This window comes from Duganella sp. 1411 (assembly GCF_017833525.1).
Taxonomy (GTDB): domain Bacteria; phylum Pseudomonadota; class Gammaproteobacteria; order Burkholderiales; family Burkholderiaceae_D; genus Rugamonas.
Window position 1 is genome coordinate 242,665 of record NZ_JAFICD010000004.1, and the last position, 21,231, is coordinate 263,895.

Consider the following 21,231-nt stretch of genomic DNA (forward strand, 5'->3'; position numbering starts at 1 on the left):
CAACAAAAAATACAAAAGGATACGCATGAAGAACCGGAACGCCCGCAGTCCGCTCAAACCGTCCGTCCTCGCCGTCGTCGGCGCGCTGGCCGCGCTGGCCGCCATGGCCCCCGCGCGGGCACAAACCTCCCAACCGACCGAAGCGGCGGCCGCGCCGGCCGCACCGGCTGATTCCGTGGTGGTCGTGACCGGCTTCCGCGCCAGCCTCAACAGCGCGCTCAACACCAAGCGCTCGAGCGACGGCATCATCGACGTCATCAAGGCCGAGGACATCGCCAAGTTCCCCGACGCCAACCTGGCCGAATCCTTGCAGCGGGTGCCGGGCGTGTCGCTCACGCGCGGCGACGGCGGCGAGGGCAAGCAGATCACCGTGCGCGGCCTCAACGCCGGTTTCACGCGCGTGCGCATCAACGGCATCGAGGGCGTGACGGCCACCGGCGCCTCCGACATCAACGGCAGCACCAACCGCGGCCGCGGCTTCGACTTTTCCGTGTTCGCCTCCGAACTATTCAATAGCCTCGAGGTGCGCAAGACCTCCGAGGCCAGCGTCGAGGAAGGCTCGCTCGGCGCCACCGTCGACCTGCGCACGGCGCGCCCGTTCGACTTCAAGGGCCGCACCTTCAGCCTGGGCGCGCAGGAGATGCACAATTCGCTGTCGGAAAAATACAGCCCGCGCGTGACGGCGCTGCTGTCGGACCGCTGGAAGACGCCGTACGGCCAGTTCGGCGCGCTGGTCTCGGCCGCCTACTCCAAGCGCACGGTGCAGGAGGAAGGCTACGAGGCGGTCGAGCTGCTCAGCGCCAGCAACGACGGCGGCTTTTGCTCGCCGGCCGGCTACGCGCCGCAGAACCCGGCCAACAACGCCGTCAAGGGCATCACCGCGGCCAACTGCGGCTTCGGCGTGCCGCGCACCTCCAACCCGGCCGCCTACAACGACGTCATGTCGCGCACCGACAACTACGGCGGCACCGTGGCCAACCCGCTGCCCGGCTCGGGCGCGTTCGCGCCGCGCATTCCGCGCTACCGCCGCTCGATGACGCAGTACGAGCGCTCCGGCCTGACCGGCTCGCTGCAATGGCGGCCCAACAGCGCCACCGAACTCAACCTCGACCTGCTCGGCGGCAAGTTCAACAACAAGCGCTACGACAACTACATCTCGGCCATCTCGTTCGGCCGCAGCCTGGGGCAATCAAACGGCAAGCCGCAAACGTCGATCCTGGAGAGCCACTTCAACGACGCCGGCAGCTGGGACTACGGCAAGTTCAACGCGGTCGACATCCGCAGCGAGGGCTTGCTCGACGTCTACTCGACCTTGTTCCGCCAGTACGTGGTGTCGGGCCGCCACGACGTCACCGACCGCCTGAAGATCGACTTCCTGAGCGGCCAGTCGCGCTCGGACCTGGACGAGCCGCAGCGCACCACCGTGCAATTCGATTCGCCCAACGCCAACGGCTTCTCTTACGACTTCCGCAACAACCGCAACGTGCCGTCGATGAACTTCGGCGTCGACGTCGCCAATCCGAACAGCTTCAGCTTCGCGCCGCAGGAGGCCGACGGCACCTTCCACGGCCAGTTCGTCGGCCGCTATCTGCACACGCGCAACACGCTGAAGACCAACCAGGTCAACGCCAGCTACGAGCTCAACGACAACCTGACCTTGCGCACCGGCTTGTCCAAGCGCGACAACACCTGGTCCAACGTCGAGATCGGCTCCGGCGGCAACGGCCTGACCTTGCCGGCCGGCGTCGGCATGGGCGACATCACGCGCCAGATCAGCGGCTTCGGCAAGGGCTTGGGCGGCAGCGGCGTGCCCGGCTCGTGGGCGGCGGTCGACCTCGACAAGTTCCTCAAGGTCTACAACATCGAATGCCATTGCACCGAGGTGCCCGGTTCCAGCTACAACTATCTGAACCAGGCCAACCGCGGCGTCGACGAATCGATCAAGGCGCTGTTCCTGGCGGCCGACTTCAAGTACGACGTGTTCTCGATTCCGCTGCGCGGCAACGTCGGCGTGCGCCACGCCCGCACCGACGTCGACACCTTCGCCATGCTCAACGCCAACGGCGTGCTGGAGCCGGCGCGCTTCAAGAACAGCTACCGCGACAACCTGCCGGCGCTCAACGTCTCGGCCACGCTGCCGCACGACGTCATGCTGCGCTTCTCGGCCGGCAAGACCCTGGCGCGGCCGGAGTACACCGACCTGGCGCCGTCAACCACCCTCAGCACGCAGGTGCAGACGGTGACGATCGGCAATCCGAACCTGGCGCCGATCCGCGCCAAGACCTACGACGTGCAGGCCGAGTGGTACTACGCCAAGAACGCGATGGTGTCGGTGGGCGCCTTCCACAAGGACATCGGCACCTTCATCCAGGGCGTGTCGGAGCGCGCCGTGTTCTCGTCACTGGGGCTGCCGGAATCGATATTGCTCGGCGGCGGCTGCAGCATCACCGGCGGCACGCCGGCCTGCGCCACCCTGCCCGGCACCACGGTGGTGGTCAACCGCCAGGTCAACACGCCGGGCGGGCCGCTGACCGGGTACGAGTTCAACCTGCAGGCGCCGTTCAGCTTCCTGCCGGGCATCTGGGCCAATTTCGGTTTGCTGGCCAATTACACGCACGTCGATTCGAAGATCACCTACATCACGCGGGTCGACAATCCGAACACGGCCGCCAACGAGCAACTGACGCGGCGCGCCAACTTCACCGGCTTGTCGCCCAAGGCGCACAACCTGACCTTGTTCTATGAGGATAAGAAGTTCAGCGCGCGGGTGTCGGCGGCGCACCGCTCGTCGTATCTGCTCAACGTGCTGGGTGATGTGCAGGGGCATGACTTCACCATTGTCGACGGCTCGACCAATGTCGATTTCAGCATGTCGTATAACATCACGCCGCAGTTGCGCGTCAGTCTGGAGGGGCAGAACCTGAACGACACGCCGCTGCGTTATGGCCGTGATAGCCAGCGCAACGACACGCTGTTGTATGTGCATTCCGGGCGGACGTTCGTGGTGGGGTTGAATTACAAGTATTGATCGCGGGCGCCGCCGACGGATTTTGCATGGCGGATTACGGCTATCGCCTAATCCGCCCTACGTGTTTCCGAGGTCATTCAACCTACGGTTCGCGTTGGAGACACGTAGGGCGGATTAGCGTAGCGTAATCCGCCATCTATGCTCCGCCGGAGGTCCCAACCGCTCAATGCTCGCGCCAATGGTCGAGGTTGACCGGCTCGGCGATCGCCATGCCGTTGCGCTCGGCGCGGAAACGTGCCGACGCCGCGTACACCGCGCGCCGCACCCGCATGATCGACCCCAGCGGCCGGTGCGCGGCGACACAATGCCACGGGCTGAAACTCATGCCCTCGTCCACCAGTTGCGACAGACCGTGCGTCCAGCCGGCCTGCGGCGCGGCGCTGATGCGCGCCACAGCCACCCACGGGCTGGTCCATTCAACCGTCGGGTCCTCGATCGGCATCGTCGCCAGGTCGGTGCACAGCTGCGCGCGCAACTCCCACTCGGCGCCGTGTTCGCTCATGAAGTCGACCACAGCGCCGCGCAGGCCGTTCGGCTTGTGCTCCAGATCGACCGGCTTGTCCTTCAGCGCCACCAGCTCGGGCGACACCGGCACCAGCGACAGCTTGGCCATGTAACGGCCGAACAACACCGGCACCTGGGTGAAAAAGGTCTCGCCGAGGATGTGGGTTTCCGGATGGCCGCCCAGGCTCTTGAGCGTGGCGCTCTCGCCGCCGACCGCCTCGATCGCCTTCTCCGCGCCCTGCAAGGCCGCCGAGAACGCCTTCTTCAGCGCCGGCACCTTGTCGGTGGTGGCGGCCAGCAGCTTGGCGCTGCCGAGGAACTGCTTGGCGGTCGGCGCCAGGAATACCGGCCCGTTGACCATGACAATATCCTGCGTGCTGTCGCCGACGCCGTCAGGCAGGCGCTCGCCGGGCACGCCGATGATCTTGAGCGCCATGCCGCGCGGCGTCGACACCTTGTCGTCGAGCCGGTCGCCCGGCGTGGTCGACAGCCGCATCACCACCGGATACTCGCCGGCGGTCGCGAACAAGCCCTGCGCGTAGTCGGGCGGAATGCGGTCCAGCACCCGCAGCTGGCCGCGCAGCAGGCCGTGGCTCTTGGCGTGCACGCCGCGCGGCGCGTGGCCGCTGTCCTTGTGGACGGTCTCGGCGATCCCGCGCATCGTCTCCTGCAATTCGGCGATGGTCTTCGCCTCGTCCTCCTCCTCGATCTCGTAGGAGGGATCGTAGGGCAACGGTTGATTCGGATGGCGGGTGGGGAAATCCATTTTAATATCCTGCGGGCTGGTTGGCTGACCTGCCGATGATGCCGGCATCGACCCCAGGCGTCTGTTGCGTGGCACACCGAACAACTGTGCCAAGGCGGCAATAACGCGTTTCACGCCGTCAAAACCGCCGTTCGTCGCCCGCCGTTGGCCAGGGCCGCGCACGAGTGTTACATTTCCGCCATGGTTTTTACCCACGGATACCAATGACACGCACACTTCCCTTCTCCCGCCCGGCCCTGCTGGCGCTGATCGCCATCGCGCTGTGCGGCGGCGCCCGCGCACAGCCGCAGGCCGCACCCGTTTTCACACCAGAACAGTTGCGCGCGGACCTGCGCTTCGTGCAGGACGCCGTCGCCAGCACCCATCCCGATCCCGGATTTTCAGCCGACACCGAACAATTGCGGCAAACCTACCAGCGCATCGACGCCCAGCTGAACAAACCGATGACGCGCGACGAGGCCTGGCGGCTGATGGCGACGCTCAACCCGGTGTACGCCGACGCCCACATGGCCTTGACGCAACCCGACGCCGCCGGCCAGAGCGCGGCGTTCCTCGCCGGCGGCGGCGGTTTTTTCCCTTATGAGGTGGTGGCGGACGCGCAAGGCGGCTTGACCATCCGCGCCGAGCTGGGCGGCGCCGCCTCGGCACTCGGCGGCGTGCGCATCGAGCGGATCAACGGCGTGCCGGCGCGCCGCATCGTCGCCGAGTTGCTTGAGCGCTGCCATGGCGACACGGCGGCGTTCCGCGCCGACCTGCTGTCGACGCGCTGGCCTTTCCTCTACTGGAAGATGTACGGCGACGTGCCCGCGTTCGACCTGCTGACGGCCGATGGACGCCAGCTGCGCGCGGCGGCGGGCGGCGCCATGCCAGCCTACCTGGCTGGATCATCGCAGTTCGCCCGGCAGTTCCGTTTCGAGCTGCTGCCGGGCGGCGCCGCGCTGCTGACGGTCAACACGTTTTATTGGCCCGACAAAAAGCAATTCACCGATTTCACCGAACGCGCCTTCGCCCGGCTGCGCGAGGCCAAGGTCAAGACGCTGCTGATCGACGTGCGCGCCAACGGCGGCGGCAACGACGACATGTGGATGGACGGCATTCTGCGCTACATCGCCGACAAGCCGTACCGCTGGGCGTCGACCTACAAGAAAAAGGTCGTCAAGGGGCGTGAGAGCGCCACCGAAGCGCTTGGCGACGTGATCGACGGCACGATCGACCGGTGGGTGCCGCCGCAACCGGACGATCCCTTGCATTTTGGCGGCGCCACGTACGTGTTGGTCGGGCGCAACACGTATTCCTCGGCCATATTGTTCAGCAATGTGGTGCAAGACTTCGGTTTCGCCAAAGTGGCCGGCGCGGCGGGCACGGCGCGCGCGCGGCAAAGCGGCGGCACGCAGAACTTCGTGCTCCCCGGCAGCGGGCTGACGCTGGGCGTGCCGCGCCTGATTTTCCAGCGTCCCTCCGGCGCCGCCACCCCGGCGCTGGTGCGGCCGGACCTGCTGTTGCCGGACAGTCCGTACGACAGCGGCGAACTGGTCGAGGCGGTGTTGAAGTCGCTTTGACGGACAACCGCGGAACATCAGTGGTGTCGGCATATCTTGATCTAGATCATAGTTTTTGCGGGTAGTAAGGCGGAGACTGGTCCCCATGCGCTATCACACATGAGGGAGTCCCAATGCCGTACGCCAGCATCAACCCATACACCAGCGAGCTGGTGAGATCCTTTGCCGACGCCACCGACGCCGAGGTGGCCATCGCCATCGACCAGGCCCACGCGGCGTTCCAGACGTGGAAGCACACCAGCTTTGCCGTGCGCGCCACGGTGATGCGCGCCGCCGCCGGGCTGCTGCGCAGCCAGTGCGACGACTACGCCCGCCTGCTGACCCTGGAAATGGGCAAGCTGCTGGCCGAGGCCCGCGCCGAGGTGGCGCTGGCGGCCGACATCTTCGACTATTACGCGCAGCACGCCGAGGCCTTGCTGGCGCCGCAGCCGCTGCCGGTGGCCAGCGCCGACGAGGGCCAGGCCATGCTGGTGCACGAGCCGCTCGGCGTGCTGCTGGCGATCGAGCCGTGGAACTTCCCCTACTATCAGATCGCCCGCATCATCGCGCCGCAACTGTCGGCCGGCAACACGATGCTGCTCAAGCACGCGTCCAACGTGCCGCAGAGCGCGGCCGCCTTCGAGCGCCTGATGCGCGACGCCGGCCTGCCCGCCGGCGCCTTCCAGAACCTGTACGCCACGCGCGCGCAGATCGAGGCCATCCTCAACGACCCGCGCGTGCACGGCGTGGCGCTGACCGGGTCGGAGGCGGCCGGCGCGGTCGTCGCCGCGCAGGCCGGCAAGGCGCTCAAGAAGTCGACCATGGAGCTGGGCGGCGCCGACGCCTTCGTGGTGCTGGCCGACGCCGACCTCGACAAGACGGTCAAGTGGGCCGTGTTCGGCCGCCACTGGAACGGCGGCCAGGTGTGCGTGTCGTCCAAGCGCATGATCATCGTCGACGCCGTCTACGACGCCTTCGCCGAGCGCTACGCCAGCGGCGTGGCGGCGTTGCGCGCCGGCGACCCGTTCGACGCCGCCACCACCCTGGCGCCGTTGTCGTCGCGCGCCGCCGCCGACGAGATCCGCGACAAGATCCGCCAAGCCGTCGTGTTCGGCGCCACCGCGACCGAGGTCGGGCCGCCGGTGCCGGCCGGCGGCGCGTTCGTGCAGCCGACCATCCTGTCGAACCTGGGCGCGGACAACCCGGCCCGCCATTGGGAATTCTTCGGCCCCGTCTCGATGCTGTTCCGCGCCGCCGACGAGGCCGACGCAGTGCGCATCGCCAACGACACGCCGTTCGGCCTGGGCGGCTCGGTGTTCACCGCCGACACCGCGCGCGGCGTCGAGGTGGCCAAACAAATCGCCACCGGCATGGTGTTCATCAACCATCCGACGATGGTCAAGGCCGACCTGCCGTTCGGCGGCATCGGCCGCTCCGGCTACGGCCGCGAACTGATCGGACTGGGCATCAAGGAATTCGTCAACCACAAGCTGATCGACGTGGTCGACATCGACGCGCCGTTCTAATTCCCCCACTATCAAGGAGTCACATCATGCAAAAAACCATGAAGGCGGCGGTCGTCCGCGAATTCGGCCAGCCGCTGGTGATCGAGGAGGCGCCCGTGCCGCAGGTCGGCCCCGGCCAGATCCTGGTCAAGGTCGCCGCCGCCGGCGTCTGCCACACCGACCTGCACGCCGCCGAGGGCGACTGGCCGGTCAAGCCGAAGCCGCCGTTCATCCCCGGCCACGAGGGCGTCGGTTACGTGGCCGCCGTCGGCGCCGGCGTGCGCCACGTCAAGGAGGGCGACCGCGTCGGCGTGCCATGGCTGTACACGGCCTGCGGCCACTGCGCGCACTGCCTGGGCGGCTGGGAAACCTTGTGCCACGAACAGCAAAACACTGGCTACTCGGTCAACGGCAGCTTCGCCGAATACGTGCTGGCCGACCCCAACTTCGTCGGCCACCTGCCCGCCAGCGTCGGCTTCGTCGACATCGCCCCGGTGCTGTGCGCCGGCGTCACCGTCTACAAGGGCTTGAAGGTCACCGACACCAAGCCCGGCGATTGGGTCACGATCTCCGGCATCGGCGGACTGGGCCACATGGCGGTGCAGTACGCCACGGCCATGGGCTTGAACGTGGTGGCGGTCGACATCGACGACACCAAGCTGGCGCTGGCCAGGCGGCTGGGCGCGGCGGTGACGGTCAACGCCCTCACCACCGATCCGGCCGCCTTCATCCAGAAGGAGCTCGGCGGCACCCACGGCGTGCTGGTGACGGCCGTCTCGGCCAAGGCGTTCCAGCAGGCGCTGGGCATGGTGCGGCGCGGCGGCACGGTCTCGCTCAACGGCCTGCCGCCGGGCGACTTCCCGCTGTCGATCTTTGACACGGTGCTCAACGGCATCACCGTGCGCGGCTCGATCGTCGGCACCCGGCTCGACTTGCAAGAAGCACTCGACTTCGCCGCCCTCGGCAAGGTGCGCGCGACCGTCAGCACGGACAAGCTGGAGAACATCAACGACGTGTTGTCCCGCATGCGCAAGGGCAATATCGAGGGGCGCATCGTGCTCGACCTGGAGCACTAAACGGCCCGCTTCTCCCGCCGGCAACAAATCTTTGCCGAGCCCGGCGATTTGTGGGAGCATAGTCTTCCGCTATTACCCGCGCCGCGGAGGGATTGGGGGCCGCTTGAAGCTGTTACGGCTGTTGAAATTTTGCACAGGTTTGCTGCTGACCGCGCCGGCGCTCGCCACCGAGGCGCCGGTGTTGCGTTTCGCCGCCGAGGAATGGCCGCCGTATTTCAGCCGTTCGCTGCCCGGCGACGGCGTCACCGGCGCGCTGCTCGGCGCGGTGGTCACGCGCATGGGCTACGCCGTGCGGATCGACTACTATCCGTGGAAGCGCGCGCTGGAACTGGGCCTGCACGACCGCCGCTACGCCGGCGCGGTGGCGATGTCGCGCACGCCGGAGCGCGAAAAACTGTGTTATTTCTCCAGCGCCGTCGGCAGCCGGCAAACGGTGCTGGCCTATCTGAAGGACAAACCGGTGGCCGCCGCCGCGCTGACCGATCTGCGCGGGCTGCGCATCGGCACCGTGGCCGGCTACTCCAACGGCGAGCAGTTCGACGGCCTGGCGCGCTCGGGCGCGCTCGCGGTCGAGGAAGCCACCAGCGACGAGCTCAATCTGCGCAAGCTGCTGGCGCGCCGCTTCGGCGCCATCGTCATCGAAAAACGCAGCCTGCGCTACCTGCTGGCGGCGGGCCGCTACACGCCGGCCGAGCGCGAACTGGTCGGCATCGCCGACAACCTGTTCGCCGCGCGCCAGGTGCACGTCTGCTTCCAGCACACGGCGCAAGGGCTGAAACAACAGCGGGCGTTCGACCAAGCCGCGCGCACGGTCGACCTGGCCGGGTTGGAGCGCGACTACTGGCGCGACATGCAGGAGGCCCATCCGCCGCCGGCCAGGCCGTGAGGCGGCCGGCGGTGGATGGGCCGGCGCGTCACACCGCCGGCGCCGGCGATGTGGCTTTCGCCCCGGCCACCGCCACGGGCGGGGCCGCCTTGGCCTGGGGTTTGGCCCGGCTCTTGTTCTGGTCGACGTGCGCCAGCACCACCTTGTGGATGAAGTGCAGCTTCTCCTGCACCGGCGTGGGCAGCTTGAACGGATACGAGTCCGGCGTGCCGACGCTGCGGTTCAAGCTGTTGAGCACATAGGTCAGCGCGAACCAGTCGGCGATGATTTCGTCGAAGGAATCGATTTTCAGCGGCGGCGCGGTGATCACCATTGCCGGCTCCTCCTTTTTGCGCGGCTTGAGCGACAGGCCGCAGGCGTGCGCCGTCTCCAGCGTATCGATCATGTGCAGGTAGTGCGCCCAAGTCTCGGCCCAGTCCTCCCACGGGTGCGAGCTGGCGTAGGTGCTGATGTAGTGCTGTTCCCAGTCGGCCGGCGCGCCGTTGTCGTAGTGCTTTTTCAGGCTCTCGCCGTAGTCCTGGCGCTCGTCGCCGAACAGGTCGCGGTAGCCGTCGAGCCATGCGCTGTCGGCGATCAGGCGGTCGAAATAATAGTGCCCGCTTTCGTGGCGAAAATGACCGAGCAGGGTGCGGTAGTGCTCGTGCATCTGCTCGCGCGTGCGCTCGCGCTGGGCCGGGTCGGCCTCGGCGATGTTGAGCGTGATCAGGCCGTTGTCGTGGCCGGTCATCACCCGCTCGTCGTCGCCCGGGCCGTCCTCGAGGAACTGGAAGGCCAGGCCGGTTTCCTCGTCCACCTCCTTGGACACGGGCGTCAGGTGCAGCGAATACAGCGAATACAGCAGGCGGCGCTTGGCCGATTCCAGCCGCTGCCAGAACAGGTGGTTCTTTTCGCTGCTCAGGGTGGGGATGACCACCGTCAACTGGCACGAGGCGCACAACTCGTTGGGATCGTCGGCGTCGAGCATCCAGTTGCACACGTGCTGGGTGGCGTAGTTGCTGCATTGCTTGTAGAGGCGGCCCGCGTCATTCTTGTTCAGGCTGCGCCATGTGCCCTCCCCGGCCGCCTCGAAGCTGCTGACGACGCGCTGGTCGGGCTGGTAGCCGAGCATGCTGTCGCAATTGAAGCACAGCGTGTTTTCGAAGAAGACTTGTTGCGAACACTTGTCGCAGTGGAAGGTTTTCATTTTGCCTGGAAGAGGGTTGGTGCGATCGCCGGAGGGCACGCTGGCAGACATGATAACCATCCGGCGCGTGTAGTTCAGTTAGCCAGCGCGCATAGGGGCGCCTTGTCGCGCCCACGCCGCGATCGACGAGCGGTAACCGACCGGCAGATTCGGCGGGAGCGTGCCGGGGTGAAACAGGCCGACCGATACTAGTCCGCGCCACCTGCCGCCGTCAGCGAGGCAAGTACCTTGTCGATGTCGGCATGGTAGAACCGCGTTTGCCGCTGGTAAGGCTGCTGGCATGGCGCGTCGAGTTTTCCGCCATCCCGCAAACCCAGTTCGATCCGCTGGCGTTGCGTACAGGCCGCCGCGATAGCGTCGCCGGTGGCGGCGTCGCCAAACACCGGCAAGCCCTCGATGCGCGTCACGTAGGCGTCTTTGGCGAATGTTTGGCAGCCTTCGATGCCGTCCAGGATGATCCCCTCCGGCGTTTCGGTCGTTCCGCTGCTGCCGCCGCAATTGTCCATCATTAACTTGACCATCGCACGCAACACCATCGCGTCACGCTGCGCCTGCGTGGGCGGTTGCGGCGTGGCCAGTCCGGTCGCGTCGAACAGTTCGATCCAATGTTGCGCCATGGCGCCGTCCGCGCCCAGCAACGCGCGCAGCCAGCGTGGTTCGCAAGGCGAGGTGTCGCCGCACTCGAGCGATCGGCCGAAATCAGGTTTACCGCCGTCGCCCAGCGTTTTATAGAAACCGTTGATGCGCGACATCGCCGTGCCCGCGCCCTGGCGCGCCGCCAGCACATATGTGTACACCGCCAGGCCACAGCTGTACTCCAGCCGGTTGCCAAGGATGAAACGCGGCGACATGCCACGCCAGCTTTGCCGCTCGACATACAGGCCACAGTTGCTCCACGCCTGATCGAGATCGGCGGCCGCCTCCGCAGGCGTGATCCAGCCTTGCCGCACAGAGGTCATCCAGCGCAAAAATTCGCCGCCGCCTTCGTGGATCAGGCGTGCGTCGGCATACTCGTCGACCGCGTCGCGCAGCTGGAAGCGGTGGCTGAACTCATGCGCCACAAGCACTCTCAAGCTGGCCCGTTCGGCCGGACCCGGATCGGCCGGCCAGTTGAACAACGACAAACGCAGCACGTCGCTGGCGTCGCCGCCGATGCTCGGGCCGCCCGGCCGGGTGGCGTACACCGCCGCCATGATCGGCGACTTGTACTTGGCGTCCGGCAGCGCGCCGCGCAAGTAATTTACCGTGCCGTTCGCCACAAGATTGATCTGTGCCACCGTCGCCGCGGACAGGCGGGGATCGAACCACGCCACCGCCCCGCCGTCATGTTGTGCCTGCGGTGTCTGCAACAACAGTGCCGCCGTGTCTTCGCCGGCGTTGGCCACCGCTTGGTCCCGGTGGGATCGGCCGTCCATCAAGATGCCGGGCGCGGAAAAATGGTAAGCGACCTTGCCGCAGCTATCGGCCAGGGCGTAATTGGACAGGTGGACATACGCGCCCTGCCCCAACGGGAACGCCGCCGGATACCCCGGCAGATTGGTCGCCGTCGGCACGCGGAAGCGCAGTACGGGACAAACGCCCTTGCCGCGGGTCAGTTGGTCGGCGCCGGCGGCGCCGCAGTCGTCCAGCGCTTGCCAATTGGCGCGTGTTTGCCCGCCATCCGGCCCGTTTTTGATAAAGGGCACAGCGGCGCATTGCGGTGGCAAGGTGTAGCCGACTTCAATCGCGTCCGGCTTCAGTAAGCGCAGATGGACGTCAACTCCCTGTCCGCTCGCGAGCGGCGACAAGGTCCAAACCACGGTGGACAGAACAATATGCCAGTACTTCATACGTCCTATCCTTGTCTCCGAGTGGTTTTTTGTTGCGCTATCGCCCCTGCGGTTGCCAGTTCAAGTCAGCTCCAGCGGCGTGACCGTGACATTGACCTGCAACGCCTGCTCGCCGCCGCCGAGCACGATGCCGCGCATCGGCGTGACGTCGCTGAAGTCGCGCCCCCAGCCGGTGACGATGTGCTCGTGCTGCACCAGGCAGCGGTTGGTCGGGTCGAAATCGATCCAGCCCAGCGCCGGCTCGTACACCGACACCCAGGCGTGCGAGGCGTCGGCGCCGATCATGCGCGGCTGCCCTTCCGGCGGGTGCGTCAGCAGATAGCCGCTCATGTAGCGCGCCGGCAGACCCAGGCTGCGCAGGCCGCCGATCATCAGCTGCGCGAAGTCTTGGCACACGCCACGCCGTCCGCGCAGCACCTGTTCGAGCGGCGTCGAGATGTCGGTGGCGCTGCTGTCGAATTCGAAGTCGTCGAAGATGCGCCGCGTCAGGTCGAGCGCGGCGTCGAGCAGCGGCCGGCCGGCGCCGAAGCTGGCGCGCGCGTAGTCGGCCAGCTCCGGACTCAGACTCACGTGCGGCGACGCGTACAGGTAGCGGCACGCCTCCAGCGTGGCGTCGCCGCGGTCGGTGAGCATGCGGTCGCGCACCCGCTCCCACGGCGCGCCGCCGGCGATCCGCTCCACCGTCGGACGCGGATACAGCGCCAGCGTCGATTCGACGTGCACCAGCAGGTGGCCGTGCGGCGCCGTGATGCTGAAGTGGCGCGTCAGGTTGCCGAAGTAATCGGCGCCGTCGGTGATGTCCTCGGCCGGCGGCTCGGTGACGATGCGGTGCGATTCGGTGCGCTGGTAGTCGAACGAGCGTGGCGTCATGTGCAGGTACTGCTGCGACAGCGACACCGCGCTCTGATAACCGTAGCGGGTCTGGTGCACCACCAGGTAGCGCGCGCACGCGGCCGGCGGCGGCGGCGGCGCGTCGCTGGCGGTGTTGGGCAGCGGGCTGGCGGTTTGCTGGGTTTGGGTTTGTGTCATCGCGGGTATCCCGGGGCGCGCGGCGTTTCGAACTTGTTTTGCAGGCTGCCCGTGTAGCTGAAAAACTGCAGTCCGATCTGCTCGGCCATCACCTCGCTGGCGCGCTGCACGCGCGTCAGCAAGTCGATCAGGCGCGGATTGGCGCCATACAGGTCGGCCTCCGGCGACAGCGCCAGCAACTCGGCGTGCAAGGGCGCCAGGTCATGTTCGCCGCACGGGCCGTACACCTTGGCGATCTTCCTCAGCCCTTCGAGCACGCCGTGCAGCTGGTGGCTGATCGAGCGCGGATTGCTGTCGTCGAGGATCAGCAGGTCGAGCACCGGCAGCCACTCGGGCTGGGCGCGGTAGCGCGCGCGGTAGGTGACGATGCTGTCGGACAGCTCCAGCACCCAGTCCAGGTTGCCCTCCGGGTCCATGCCCAGCGCCGCCCGCAGCACCATGCTCTGGAATTGCAGCCGCTCCAGGCGCCGTCCCAGCGACAGGAAGCGCCAGCCCATGTCGCGCGTCATGCCATCGAGGCCGAAACCGGTCAACGTCATCAGCGAGGCGGCGGCGTCGTCGAGGATGGTCATCGCCTCCGATTGCGACGGCGGCGCGCCGCAGCCGGCGCGTTCGACCAGCCGGTTCAGCGCGCGCCAGTTGTCGACCGACAGCCGCTCGCGCAGCTGGCTGGCCGTGTTGTAGAGCTGCTGCTGCTGGCGCGCCAGCCCCGGCACGTCCGGCGACACCACCGCCAGCAGCAAGGCCGCCTCGATCAGCGCGTCGTGCGCCACCGGCGCAGGTTCCGGCGCCGTCTCGGGCGACGCGCCCTGGTCCTGGCTCTGACCTTGCCCCTGGCTCTGGCTTTGGGTCTGGGTTTGCTGGTCCTGGCTTTGGCTTTGCTGGTCCTGGCTCTGGCTTTGCTGGCCGGGGTTGCGCGGCGGCTCAGGTTCCGGCACGGTGGTCAGCTGGAACCACGCGCACAGCGATTCGACGGTCGGCCATTCGGCGCCCGGATAACCGGCGCGCACGTTGAACAGGATGTTGAGCGCCACCCGCAGCAGGCGCGCGATGTCGTCGCAGCGCTCGGTGTGGCGGCCCAGCCAGAACAGGTTCTCGGCCATGCGGCTCGACAGGTGGGTGTCGTCGCGCACCAGGTCCTGCGCCGTCATGCTGCGCGGGACCGGCTGGTGGTGGCGCGCCTGCGAGCTGGCCTGCACCCAGGTGTCCTTGCTGGCGCCGCCGTGCTGCATCGTGATGACGCGCGCGTCCGGCCCCGTTGCCACGCGCGTCAGCCCGCCCGGCATGACGACGTAGCCGCCCGGCGTGGCGCAGGCGAACACGCGCAGGCCGATCGAGTGCGCGCTCAGGCGCCCGGTGGCCGGCTGGTACACCGGTCCCTGCGACAGCCGCACCAGCTCGTGCGCGACGTAGTTGTTCGGATTGGCGCGCATCTGCGCGATCAGCGCGGCGCGCGCGCCGTCCTTGAGGTCGCGCCCGAACACCGGCGCCTGGCGCAGCTGCGGGAAGGCCGGCATGATCACCAGCTGGTCGAGCTTTTCGATCGCCTCCTCCAGCGCGGCCGGCTCGCCGCACCACCAGGTGGCCACAGACGGCATCCGCAGCGGCTGGCCCAGCAGGCGTTCGCTGAGCGCCGGCAGGAAGCCGAGCAAGGCGCCCGATTCGAGCAGGTTCGAACCCAGGCTGTTGGCCACCAGCACGTTGCCGCGGCGCGCGGCCTCGGTCAGGCCGGCCACGCCCAGCGCCGAATCGGAACGCAGCTCCAGCGGGTCGCAGAAGTCGTCGTCGACGCGGCGCATGATGACGTGCACCCGCCGCAGCCCGGACAGGGTTTTCATGAACACGATGCCGGCGCGCACCGTCAGGTCGCCCGCCTCCACCAGCGGCAGGCCGAGGTGGCGCGCCAGGTAGGCTTGTTCATAATAGGTTTCGTTGTAGGGACCGGGCGTGAGCAGCACGATCAGCGGCGCCTCGCCGGCGCGCAGCGGATGGGCGTCGCCGTTGGCCGCGCAGCGCCGGCCCCAGTGCGCCAGGCTGTCGCGCATGGTGCCGAAGAAGCCCTCGAGCGGACGCACCTTCATGTCGCGCAGCAGCGCCGGGAAGCCGCGCCCGATGATGGAGCGGTTCTCCAGCGCGTAGCCGGCGCCGGACGGCGACTGCGTGCGGTCGGCGGTGGCCCACCAGCGGCCGTTGGGCGCGCGCGCCAGGTCGACCGCGTAGAAATGCAGCGCGATGTCGTCCGGATGGCGCATGCCGTGGGCAGCGCGCAGGAAGCCGGCGTGGCCGTGGATCAGCGCCGGCGGCAGCAAACCTTCCTTGAGCATGGTTTGCGGACCGTAGACGTCGCCCAGCACGCGATTGAGCAAGGTGGCGCGCTGGATCACGGCCGCCTCGATGCCCTCCCATTCCTGGCGCGGCAGGATCAGCGGCAGCAAATTGAGGTCCCACGGCCGGTGCGTGCCCTTGGTGTCGCCGTAGACGGTGTAGGTGACGCCGTTCTGGCGCACCTCGCGCTGCACCGTTTCGAGGCGTTGACGCATCAAATCGGGCGCTTCGGCGCGCAGGCCGTCCAACATGGCGCGCCAATGCGGACGCGGCTCTTTCGAGGCGTCCAGCATTTCGTCGAAACTATCCGGTGCGGCCAGATATTTGGATAGCAGTTGCTTAGGCATCGCGGTCGATCGGTTTTAATTCTTCTTCTATAGTGCGCTCAATCGGGCTGCCAGCGCAAATCGAGCGTCATCGGCAGGCTCGGATTGAGGGCTTCCTTGTAAACGTACATCTGCCCCGGCGTGTGCCCGTGCGCCCAGAACCGGGCGAAGCGGCGCGCCTCGGCGGCGTTGGCGTTGACCGGCGAACTGTCCTCGCTGCGCCCGCCCGGGTGCACCACGTGGTAGGTGCAGCCGCCGATGGCGCGCCCGCTCCAGGTGTCGACCAGGTCGAACACCAGCGGCGCCTGCACCTTGATACTCGGGTGCAGCGCGGACCACGGGCTCCACGCGCGGAAGCGCACCCCGGCCACGTATTCGCCCGGCACGCCGGTCGGGTGCAGCGGCAGCATGCGGCCGTTGCAGGCGACCACGTGGCGGCCGTCGGTCAGGCCGCGCACCAGCAGTTGCATGCGCTCGACCGACGAATCGACGTAGCGCGCGGTGCCGCCGCCGGTCATTTCCTCGCCCAAGACGTTCCACGGCTCGATCGCCTGGCGCAGCTCCATCTCCACGCCCTCGTACACCACGGTGCCGAAGCGCGGGAAGCGGAATTCGATGAACGGATCGAACCAATGCTCCTCGAACTGGTAGCCGGCCGCGCGCAGATCGCGCGCGACGTCGCGGATATCCTGCGCCACGAAGTGCGGCAGCATCCAGCGGTCGTGCAGCGCCGTGCCCCAGTGGACCAGCTTGGCCTGGTAGGGCTGGCGCCAGAAACGCGCCACCAACGCCCGCAGCAACAGCATCTGCAGAAGGCTCATACGCTCGTGCGGCGGCATCTCGAAGGCACGGAATTCTACCAGACCGAGACGGCCGGTCGGCCCGTCGGGGGAATACAGCTTATCGATCGAGAACTCGGAGCGGTGCGTGTTGCCGGTCAAATCGACCAGCAGGTTGCGCAGCAGGCGGTCGACCATCCACGGCTTGTCGCCCTCGTGCAGCGTCGGCAGCACCTTGTCCATCTGCTGGAAGGCGATCGCCAGCTCGTACAGGTTGTCGTCGCGCGCCTCGTCCACGCGCGGCGCCTGGCTGGTCGGGCCGATGAAGGTGCCGGAGAACAAGTACGACAGCGCCGGGTGGTTTTGCCAGTAGGTGATCAGGCTTTTGAGCAGGTCCGGACGGCGCAGCATCGGGCTGTCGGCGACCGTCGCCCCGCCCAGGGTGGCGTGGTTGCCGCCGCCGGTGCCGGTGTGGCGGCCGTCGTTCATGAATTTTTCTGTGCCCAGGCGGGTCTTGCGGGCCTCCTCGTACAAGGTGGTCATGTTGTGCACCAGCTCTTTCCAGCTGGCCGCCGGCTGCACGTTGACTTCGATGACGCCCGGGTCCGGGGTCACGCTGAGCAGCTTGACGCGCGGGTCGCGCGGCGGCGCGTAGCCCTCGAGCCACAGCTTCATGTTCAGGTGGGCGGCCGTGGTTTCGACCGCCGTCACCAGCGCCAGGTAGTCCTCGATGCGCTTGAGCGGCGGCAGGAACACATGCAGGCGGCCGCTCCGCACCTCGACGCACAGCGCGGTGTGGATCACTTCGCGCGGCGCCGGGGCCGGATCGACTTTCTTGGCGGCCGATTTGCGGGCGGCCAGGTCGATCTCGGCGTGCGAAGGCACGCCATCGCCTTTCGCCGCGGGCGCCAGCGGTCCGCGCGGTTCGAACGGATCGCGGTCGAATTCCGGTTCCTCCTCGTCCGGATGGACCCACGGCAGCGCGTTCAATGGCAGCCGCAAGCCGAGCGGCGATTCGCCCTCGATCAGATACAGGTGCTCGCGCTTGAGCGGCCAGGCCGATGTCTTCCAGGTGGTCGGCACGGCGATCGACAGGCGCGCCCTGGCGTCCTCGGGCAGCTCCTCCGGTTTGAGCGGCAGCACGTAGCCGGCCACCGCGCCGAGGCCATTTTCCAGCAGGCGCGCCAGCCGGCGGCGTTCCTCCGGCGCCTTCAGGTCGGCCTTGAGCGGATCGAGGTTGACCGGCAGGCCCTGCTCGACGCGGGCCTGCGCGTGGACGTCCTCGTAAGCCGGGATCGGGCTGTCGGCCGGCAGGCCCAGCGTGCTGACCAACGCCGCCGTGAAGCGTTTGGCGTGGTCGGCGCCGTAGCCGTCGGCCTTCTTCTCGTCCGAGAACAGCGCCGGATTGCGCCAGATCGGCTGGCCGTCGGTGCGCCAGAAGATGTTGAGCGCCCAGCGCGGCATCGGCTCGCCCGGATACCACTTGCCCTGGCCGTAGTGCAGCATGCCGCCCGGCGCGAAGTGGCCCTTCAGGCGCAGCATCAGCTCCCCGGCCAGTTCGCGCTTCTTGTCGCCGTGCGCCAGGGTGTTCCACTCGGCGCCGTCCATGTCGTCGATCGAAACGAAGGTCGGCTCGCCGCCCTGGGTCAGGCGCACGTCCATCGCTTGCAGGTCGGCGTCGACCTGCTGGCCGAGGGCGTCGATGCGGTGCCAGTCGGCGTCGGCGTAGGGTTTGGTCACGCGCGGGTCTTCGTGGATGCGGGTGACCGTCATCACGTGGTGGAATTCGACCTCGGCGACGTCGGTGAAGCCGCTGACCGGCGCCGCCGACGACGGGATCGCCGTGCAGGCCAACGGAATGTGGCCCTCGCCGGCCAGCATGCCGGAGGTCGGATCGAGCCCGATCCAGCCAGCGCCGGGGATGTAGACCTCGGCCCACGCGTGCAGGTCGGTGAAGTCGACCTCGGTGCCGCTGGGGCCGTCGAGCGCCTGCTGGTCGGCCTTCAATTGAATCAGGTAGCCGGACACGAAACGCGCCGCCAGCCCCATTCCGCGCAGGATCTGCACCAGCAGCCAACCGCTGTCGCGGCACGAGCCGGAGCGCTTTTCCAAGGTCTCGGCGGGGGTTTGCACGCCCGGCTCCATGCGCACCAGATAGCCGATGTCGCCCTGCAGGCGCTGGTTGACCGCGACCAGGAAGTCATTGGTCATCAGGTCTTTCTTGAGGATGTCGCGGCGCGCCATGGCGATCCACTCGACGACCTCGGGATCTTCCTCGAAGTGCAGATAGCTGCCCAGTTCGAGCTTGAGGGCGTCCGGATAGGCGAACGGGAAGTGCTGGGCGTAGTCCTCGAGGAAGAAGTCGAACGGGTTGATGACCGTCATGTCGGCGACCAGATCGACCGTGAAGTCGAGTTCCCTGGTGGCCTCCGGGAACACCGCGCGGCCGATATAGTTGCCGTACGGATCTTGCTGCCAGTTGAGGAAATGCTGCGCCGGCGTGATGCTCAGCGAATACGACAGGATGGGCGTGCGCGCGTGCGGCGCCGGGCGCAGGCGCACCTCGTGCGGCGACAGGGTGACCAGGCGGTCGAATTTGTAGCTGGTCTTGTGGTGCAGGGCGACGCGGATGGCCATTCGGTAGTGCCTTTCGGTAAGTATTGCACGGGACGAAGGCAGCAACACTGCCGAGGCGCCGGAGATGATCTATTGTCTCGATGATAAAGCAGGATCCGTACCCGCAGCCCTCGGGGCCGGCGGAACGCGTTGATTAGACGTCAACTTGCGTGAGCTTGGTCATAGTAGCTGAAACCGCATTAAATCCCGGCTCCCGACGCCAGTCCCGATGCGGCGAACCCGCCGCCGCCCCCGGCGTGTCAGTGCGAAATCGATTCCAGCGCGACGTTACGGGTGCGCGGGCCGAATATGCCGATCGACAGCATCACCATCCCCATCGCGCCGCTGATCAGCAGGAACGCGGCCTGGACGCCGAAATGCTCCAGCACGCCGGCCATGATGAAGGCGGTGAAGATGGCCGAGAAGCGGCTCCACGAATAGACGAAGCCGACGGCGCGCGCGCGTATGCCGGTCGGAAACAGCTCGCTTTGGTAGGCGTGGTAGCTGTAGGAAATAATATTGCCGGCCAAGGTCAGGCAGATGCCCATGCCGATCAGCAGCACGGTGCCGGCGGCCTGGCTGAAGATCAGCCCGCAAACGATGTTGACGGCGGCCATGCAGACGATCACATGCTTGCGTTCGAAGCGGTCGGCGATGACCAAGCCGATCAGCGGGCCGAGCGGCGCGGCGAGCGCGATCAAGCTCGAATACAGCAGGCTGGACGTCACGGTGATGCCTTGCTTGATCAGCAGCGACGGCACCCAGTTGGCAAAGCCATAAAAGCCGACGGTCTGGCAGATATTGAACACGGCCATCATCGCGATCCGCTTGCCGTAAGGGCGCGCCCACAGATCGCGGAAGCGGCCACGGGCGATGACCGGCTCGGGCGCGGCGGGCGGCGGCAAGTCGCGGCCATATTCCTTGCGCACGGCGGCCTCCAGCGCGCACATCACGCGGTCCGCCTCCGCGTGGCGGCCTTTCATGGCCAGCCAGCGCGGGCTTTCGGGCAAGCGGCGGCGGATCCACCAGACCAGCAGCGCGCCATGGCATCCGATCACGACGACGATACGCCAGCCGTCGACGCCGAACACGGTGCGCGGCACCAGTTGATAGGAGAGGAAGGCGACGGTCGGCACGGCGCAGAAGCCGACCATCTGGGCCAGCGCGAACGCGCGCCCGCGTATGTGCTTGGGCACGATCTCGGACAGGTAGGTGGCCATCGTCACCATCTCGACGCCCAGGCCGACGCCGACGACGAAGCGCCAAAAGTTCAGCCCGAAGGCCGTGGTCTGGGTCGCCATGATCAGGTTGGCGGCCGCGTACCAGATCAGCGACCACGTGAAGACCGCGCGCCGGCCGTAGCGATCGGCCAGAAAGCCGCAGCACATGGTGCCGATGAACAGGCCGCCGAACAGCGCGGCGATGAAGCTGGCGACGCCGGTCATGCCGAACAGCCCGACGGTGGTCGGCGTGAGGATGCCGCTTTTGACCAGGCCGGGCGCCACGTAGCCCGTGTAGAGCAGATCGTACAGCTCGAAGAAATAGCCGAGCGCCAGCAGCGCGACCAGTTGCCACACGCTGCGGGTGGCGGGCAGGCGGTCGAGCCGCGCGGCGATGGTGCCGGCGTCGTGAACGGGCGTGGGCGCGTTGTCCGCGGACAGCGATTGCGACGGGGTGCTTGGCATGGATGGCATCCTGAAAAGTCGTTCGGCGCGGGCCGGCGGGGTTGTCCCGCCAGCCTCGGCATCGATAGTACGGGATTCTAGTCCGGCGACGAAATTCTTTCGCAATAGAAAAAGACTCCGTCCGGATGCGCCGAAAGACGCGAGGCGCGAGGCGCT

Annotated in this window: 12 protein-coding genes; 5 read left to right on the forward strand and 7 right to left on the reverse strand. The window is 67.4% G+C overall.

Annotated features, from left to right (window positions below):
* Positions 1 to 25: 25 nt before the first annotated feature.
* Positions 26 to 3,028, forward strand: a complete 3,003-nt coding sequence (locus JOD97_RS21865; RefSeq protein WP_209723259.1) for a TonB-dependent receptor — start codon at positions 26 to 28, stop codon at positions 3,026 to 3,028.
* A gap of 163 nt (positions 3,029 to 3,191) precedes the next feature.
* On the opposite strand, the gene JOD97_RS21870 is transcribed toward JOD97_RS21865, so the two are convergent.
* Positions 3,192 to 4,298, reverse strand: a complete 1,107-nt coding sequence (locus JOD97_RS21870) for a catalase family protein (RefSeq protein ID WP_209723263.1) — start codon at positions 4,296 to 4,298, stop codon at positions 3,192 to 3,194.
* A gap of 203 nt (positions 4,299 to 4,501) precedes the next feature.
* Between JOD97_RS21870 and JOD97_RS21875 the strand changes: the two genes are divergently transcribed.
* The 4 genes from JOD97_RS21875 to JOD97_RS21890 all read left to right on the forward strand — a co-directional run bounded on the left by JOD97_RS21875 (position 4,502) and on the right by JOD97_RS21890 (position 9,303).
* Entirely contained in the window at positions 4,502 to 5,857 is a 1,356-nt protein-coding gene (locus tag JOD97_RS21875) for a S41 family peptidase (protein WP_209723266.1), read from the forward strand.
* Between the two features lie 113 nt (positions 5,858 to 5,970).
* Positions 5,971 to 7,362 (forward strand): NAD-dependent succinate-semialdehyde dehydrogenase, encoded by a 1,392-nt coding sequence (locus JOD97_RS21880; RefSeq protein ID WP_209723269.1) that lies wholly within the window; start codon positions 5,971 to 5,973, stop codon positions 7,360 to 7,362.
* Positions 7,363 to 7,388: 26 nt separating this feature from the next.
* Positions 7,389 to 8,417: an alcohol dehydrogenase AdhP gene (gene adhP / locus JOD97_RS21885; protein WP_209723284.1), complete on the forward strand. Its 1,029-nt coding sequence runs from the start codon at positions 7,389 to 7,391 to the stop codon at positions 8,415 to 8,417.
* Positions 8,418 to 8,520: 103 nt separating this feature from the next.
* Positions 8,521 to 9,303, forward strand: a complete 783-nt coding sequence (locus tag JOD97_RS21890) for an ABC transporter substrate-binding protein (protein ID WP_229264635.1) — start codon at positions 8,521 to 8,523, stop codon at positions 9,301 to 9,303.
* Positions 9,304 to 9,331: 28 nt separating this feature from the next.
* Here JOD97_RS21890 and JOD97_RS21895 read toward each other — a convergent pair whose 3' ends face one another.
* The 6 genes from JOD97_RS21895 to JOD97_RS21920 all read right to left on the reverse strand — a co-directional run bounded on the left by JOD97_RS21895 (position 9,332) and on the right by JOD97_RS21920 (position 21,075).
* Entirely contained in the window at positions 9,332 to 10,486 is a 1,155-nt protein-coding gene (locus JOD97_RS21895) for a putative zinc-binding metallopeptidase (RefSeq protein ID WP_209723287.1), read from the reverse strand.
* A gap of 188 nt (positions 10,487 to 10,674) precedes the next feature.
* Positions 10,675 to 12,315, reverse strand: coding sequence for a hypothetical protein (locus tag JOD97_RS21900; protein WP_209723290.1), 1,641 nt, complete (start codon positions 12,313 to 12,315; stop codon positions 10,675 to 10,677).
* Positions 12,316 to 12,375: 60 nt separating this feature from the next.
* Positions 12,376 to 13,344 carry a transglutaminase family protein gene (locus tag JOD97_RS21905; RefSeq protein ID WP_209723293.1) on the reverse strand — a complete coding sequence of 323 codons (969 nt, stop codon included), beginning with the start codon at positions 13,342 to 13,344 and terminating at the stop codon, positions 12,376 to 12,378.
* Positions 13,341 to 16,016 carry a circularly permuted type 2 ATP-grasp protein gene (locus tag JOD97_RS21910; protein WP_209723296.1) on the reverse strand — a complete coding sequence of 892 codons (2,676 nt, stop codon included), beginning with the start codon at positions 16,014 to 16,016 and terminating at the stop codon, positions 13,341 to 13,343. Before JOD97_RS21910 ends, JOD97_RS21905 begins: the two co-directional genes overlap by 4 nt.
* A gap of 38 nt (positions 16,017 to 16,054) precedes the next feature.
* Positions 16,055 to 19,411: a DUF2126 domain-containing protein gene (locus JOD97_RS21915; protein ID WP_209723299.1), complete on the reverse strand. Its 3,357-nt coding sequence runs from the start codon at positions 19,409 to 19,411 to the stop codon at positions 16,055 to 16,057.
* Between the two features lie 239 nt (positions 19,412 to 19,650).
* Positions 19,651 to 21,075 (reverse strand): MFS transporter, encoded by a 1,425-nt coding sequence (locus tag JOD97_RS21920; RefSeq protein ID WP_209723302.1) that lies wholly within the window; start codon positions 21,073 to 21,075, stop codon positions 19,651 to 19,653.
* Positions 21,076 to 21,231: the final 156 nt, after the last annotated feature.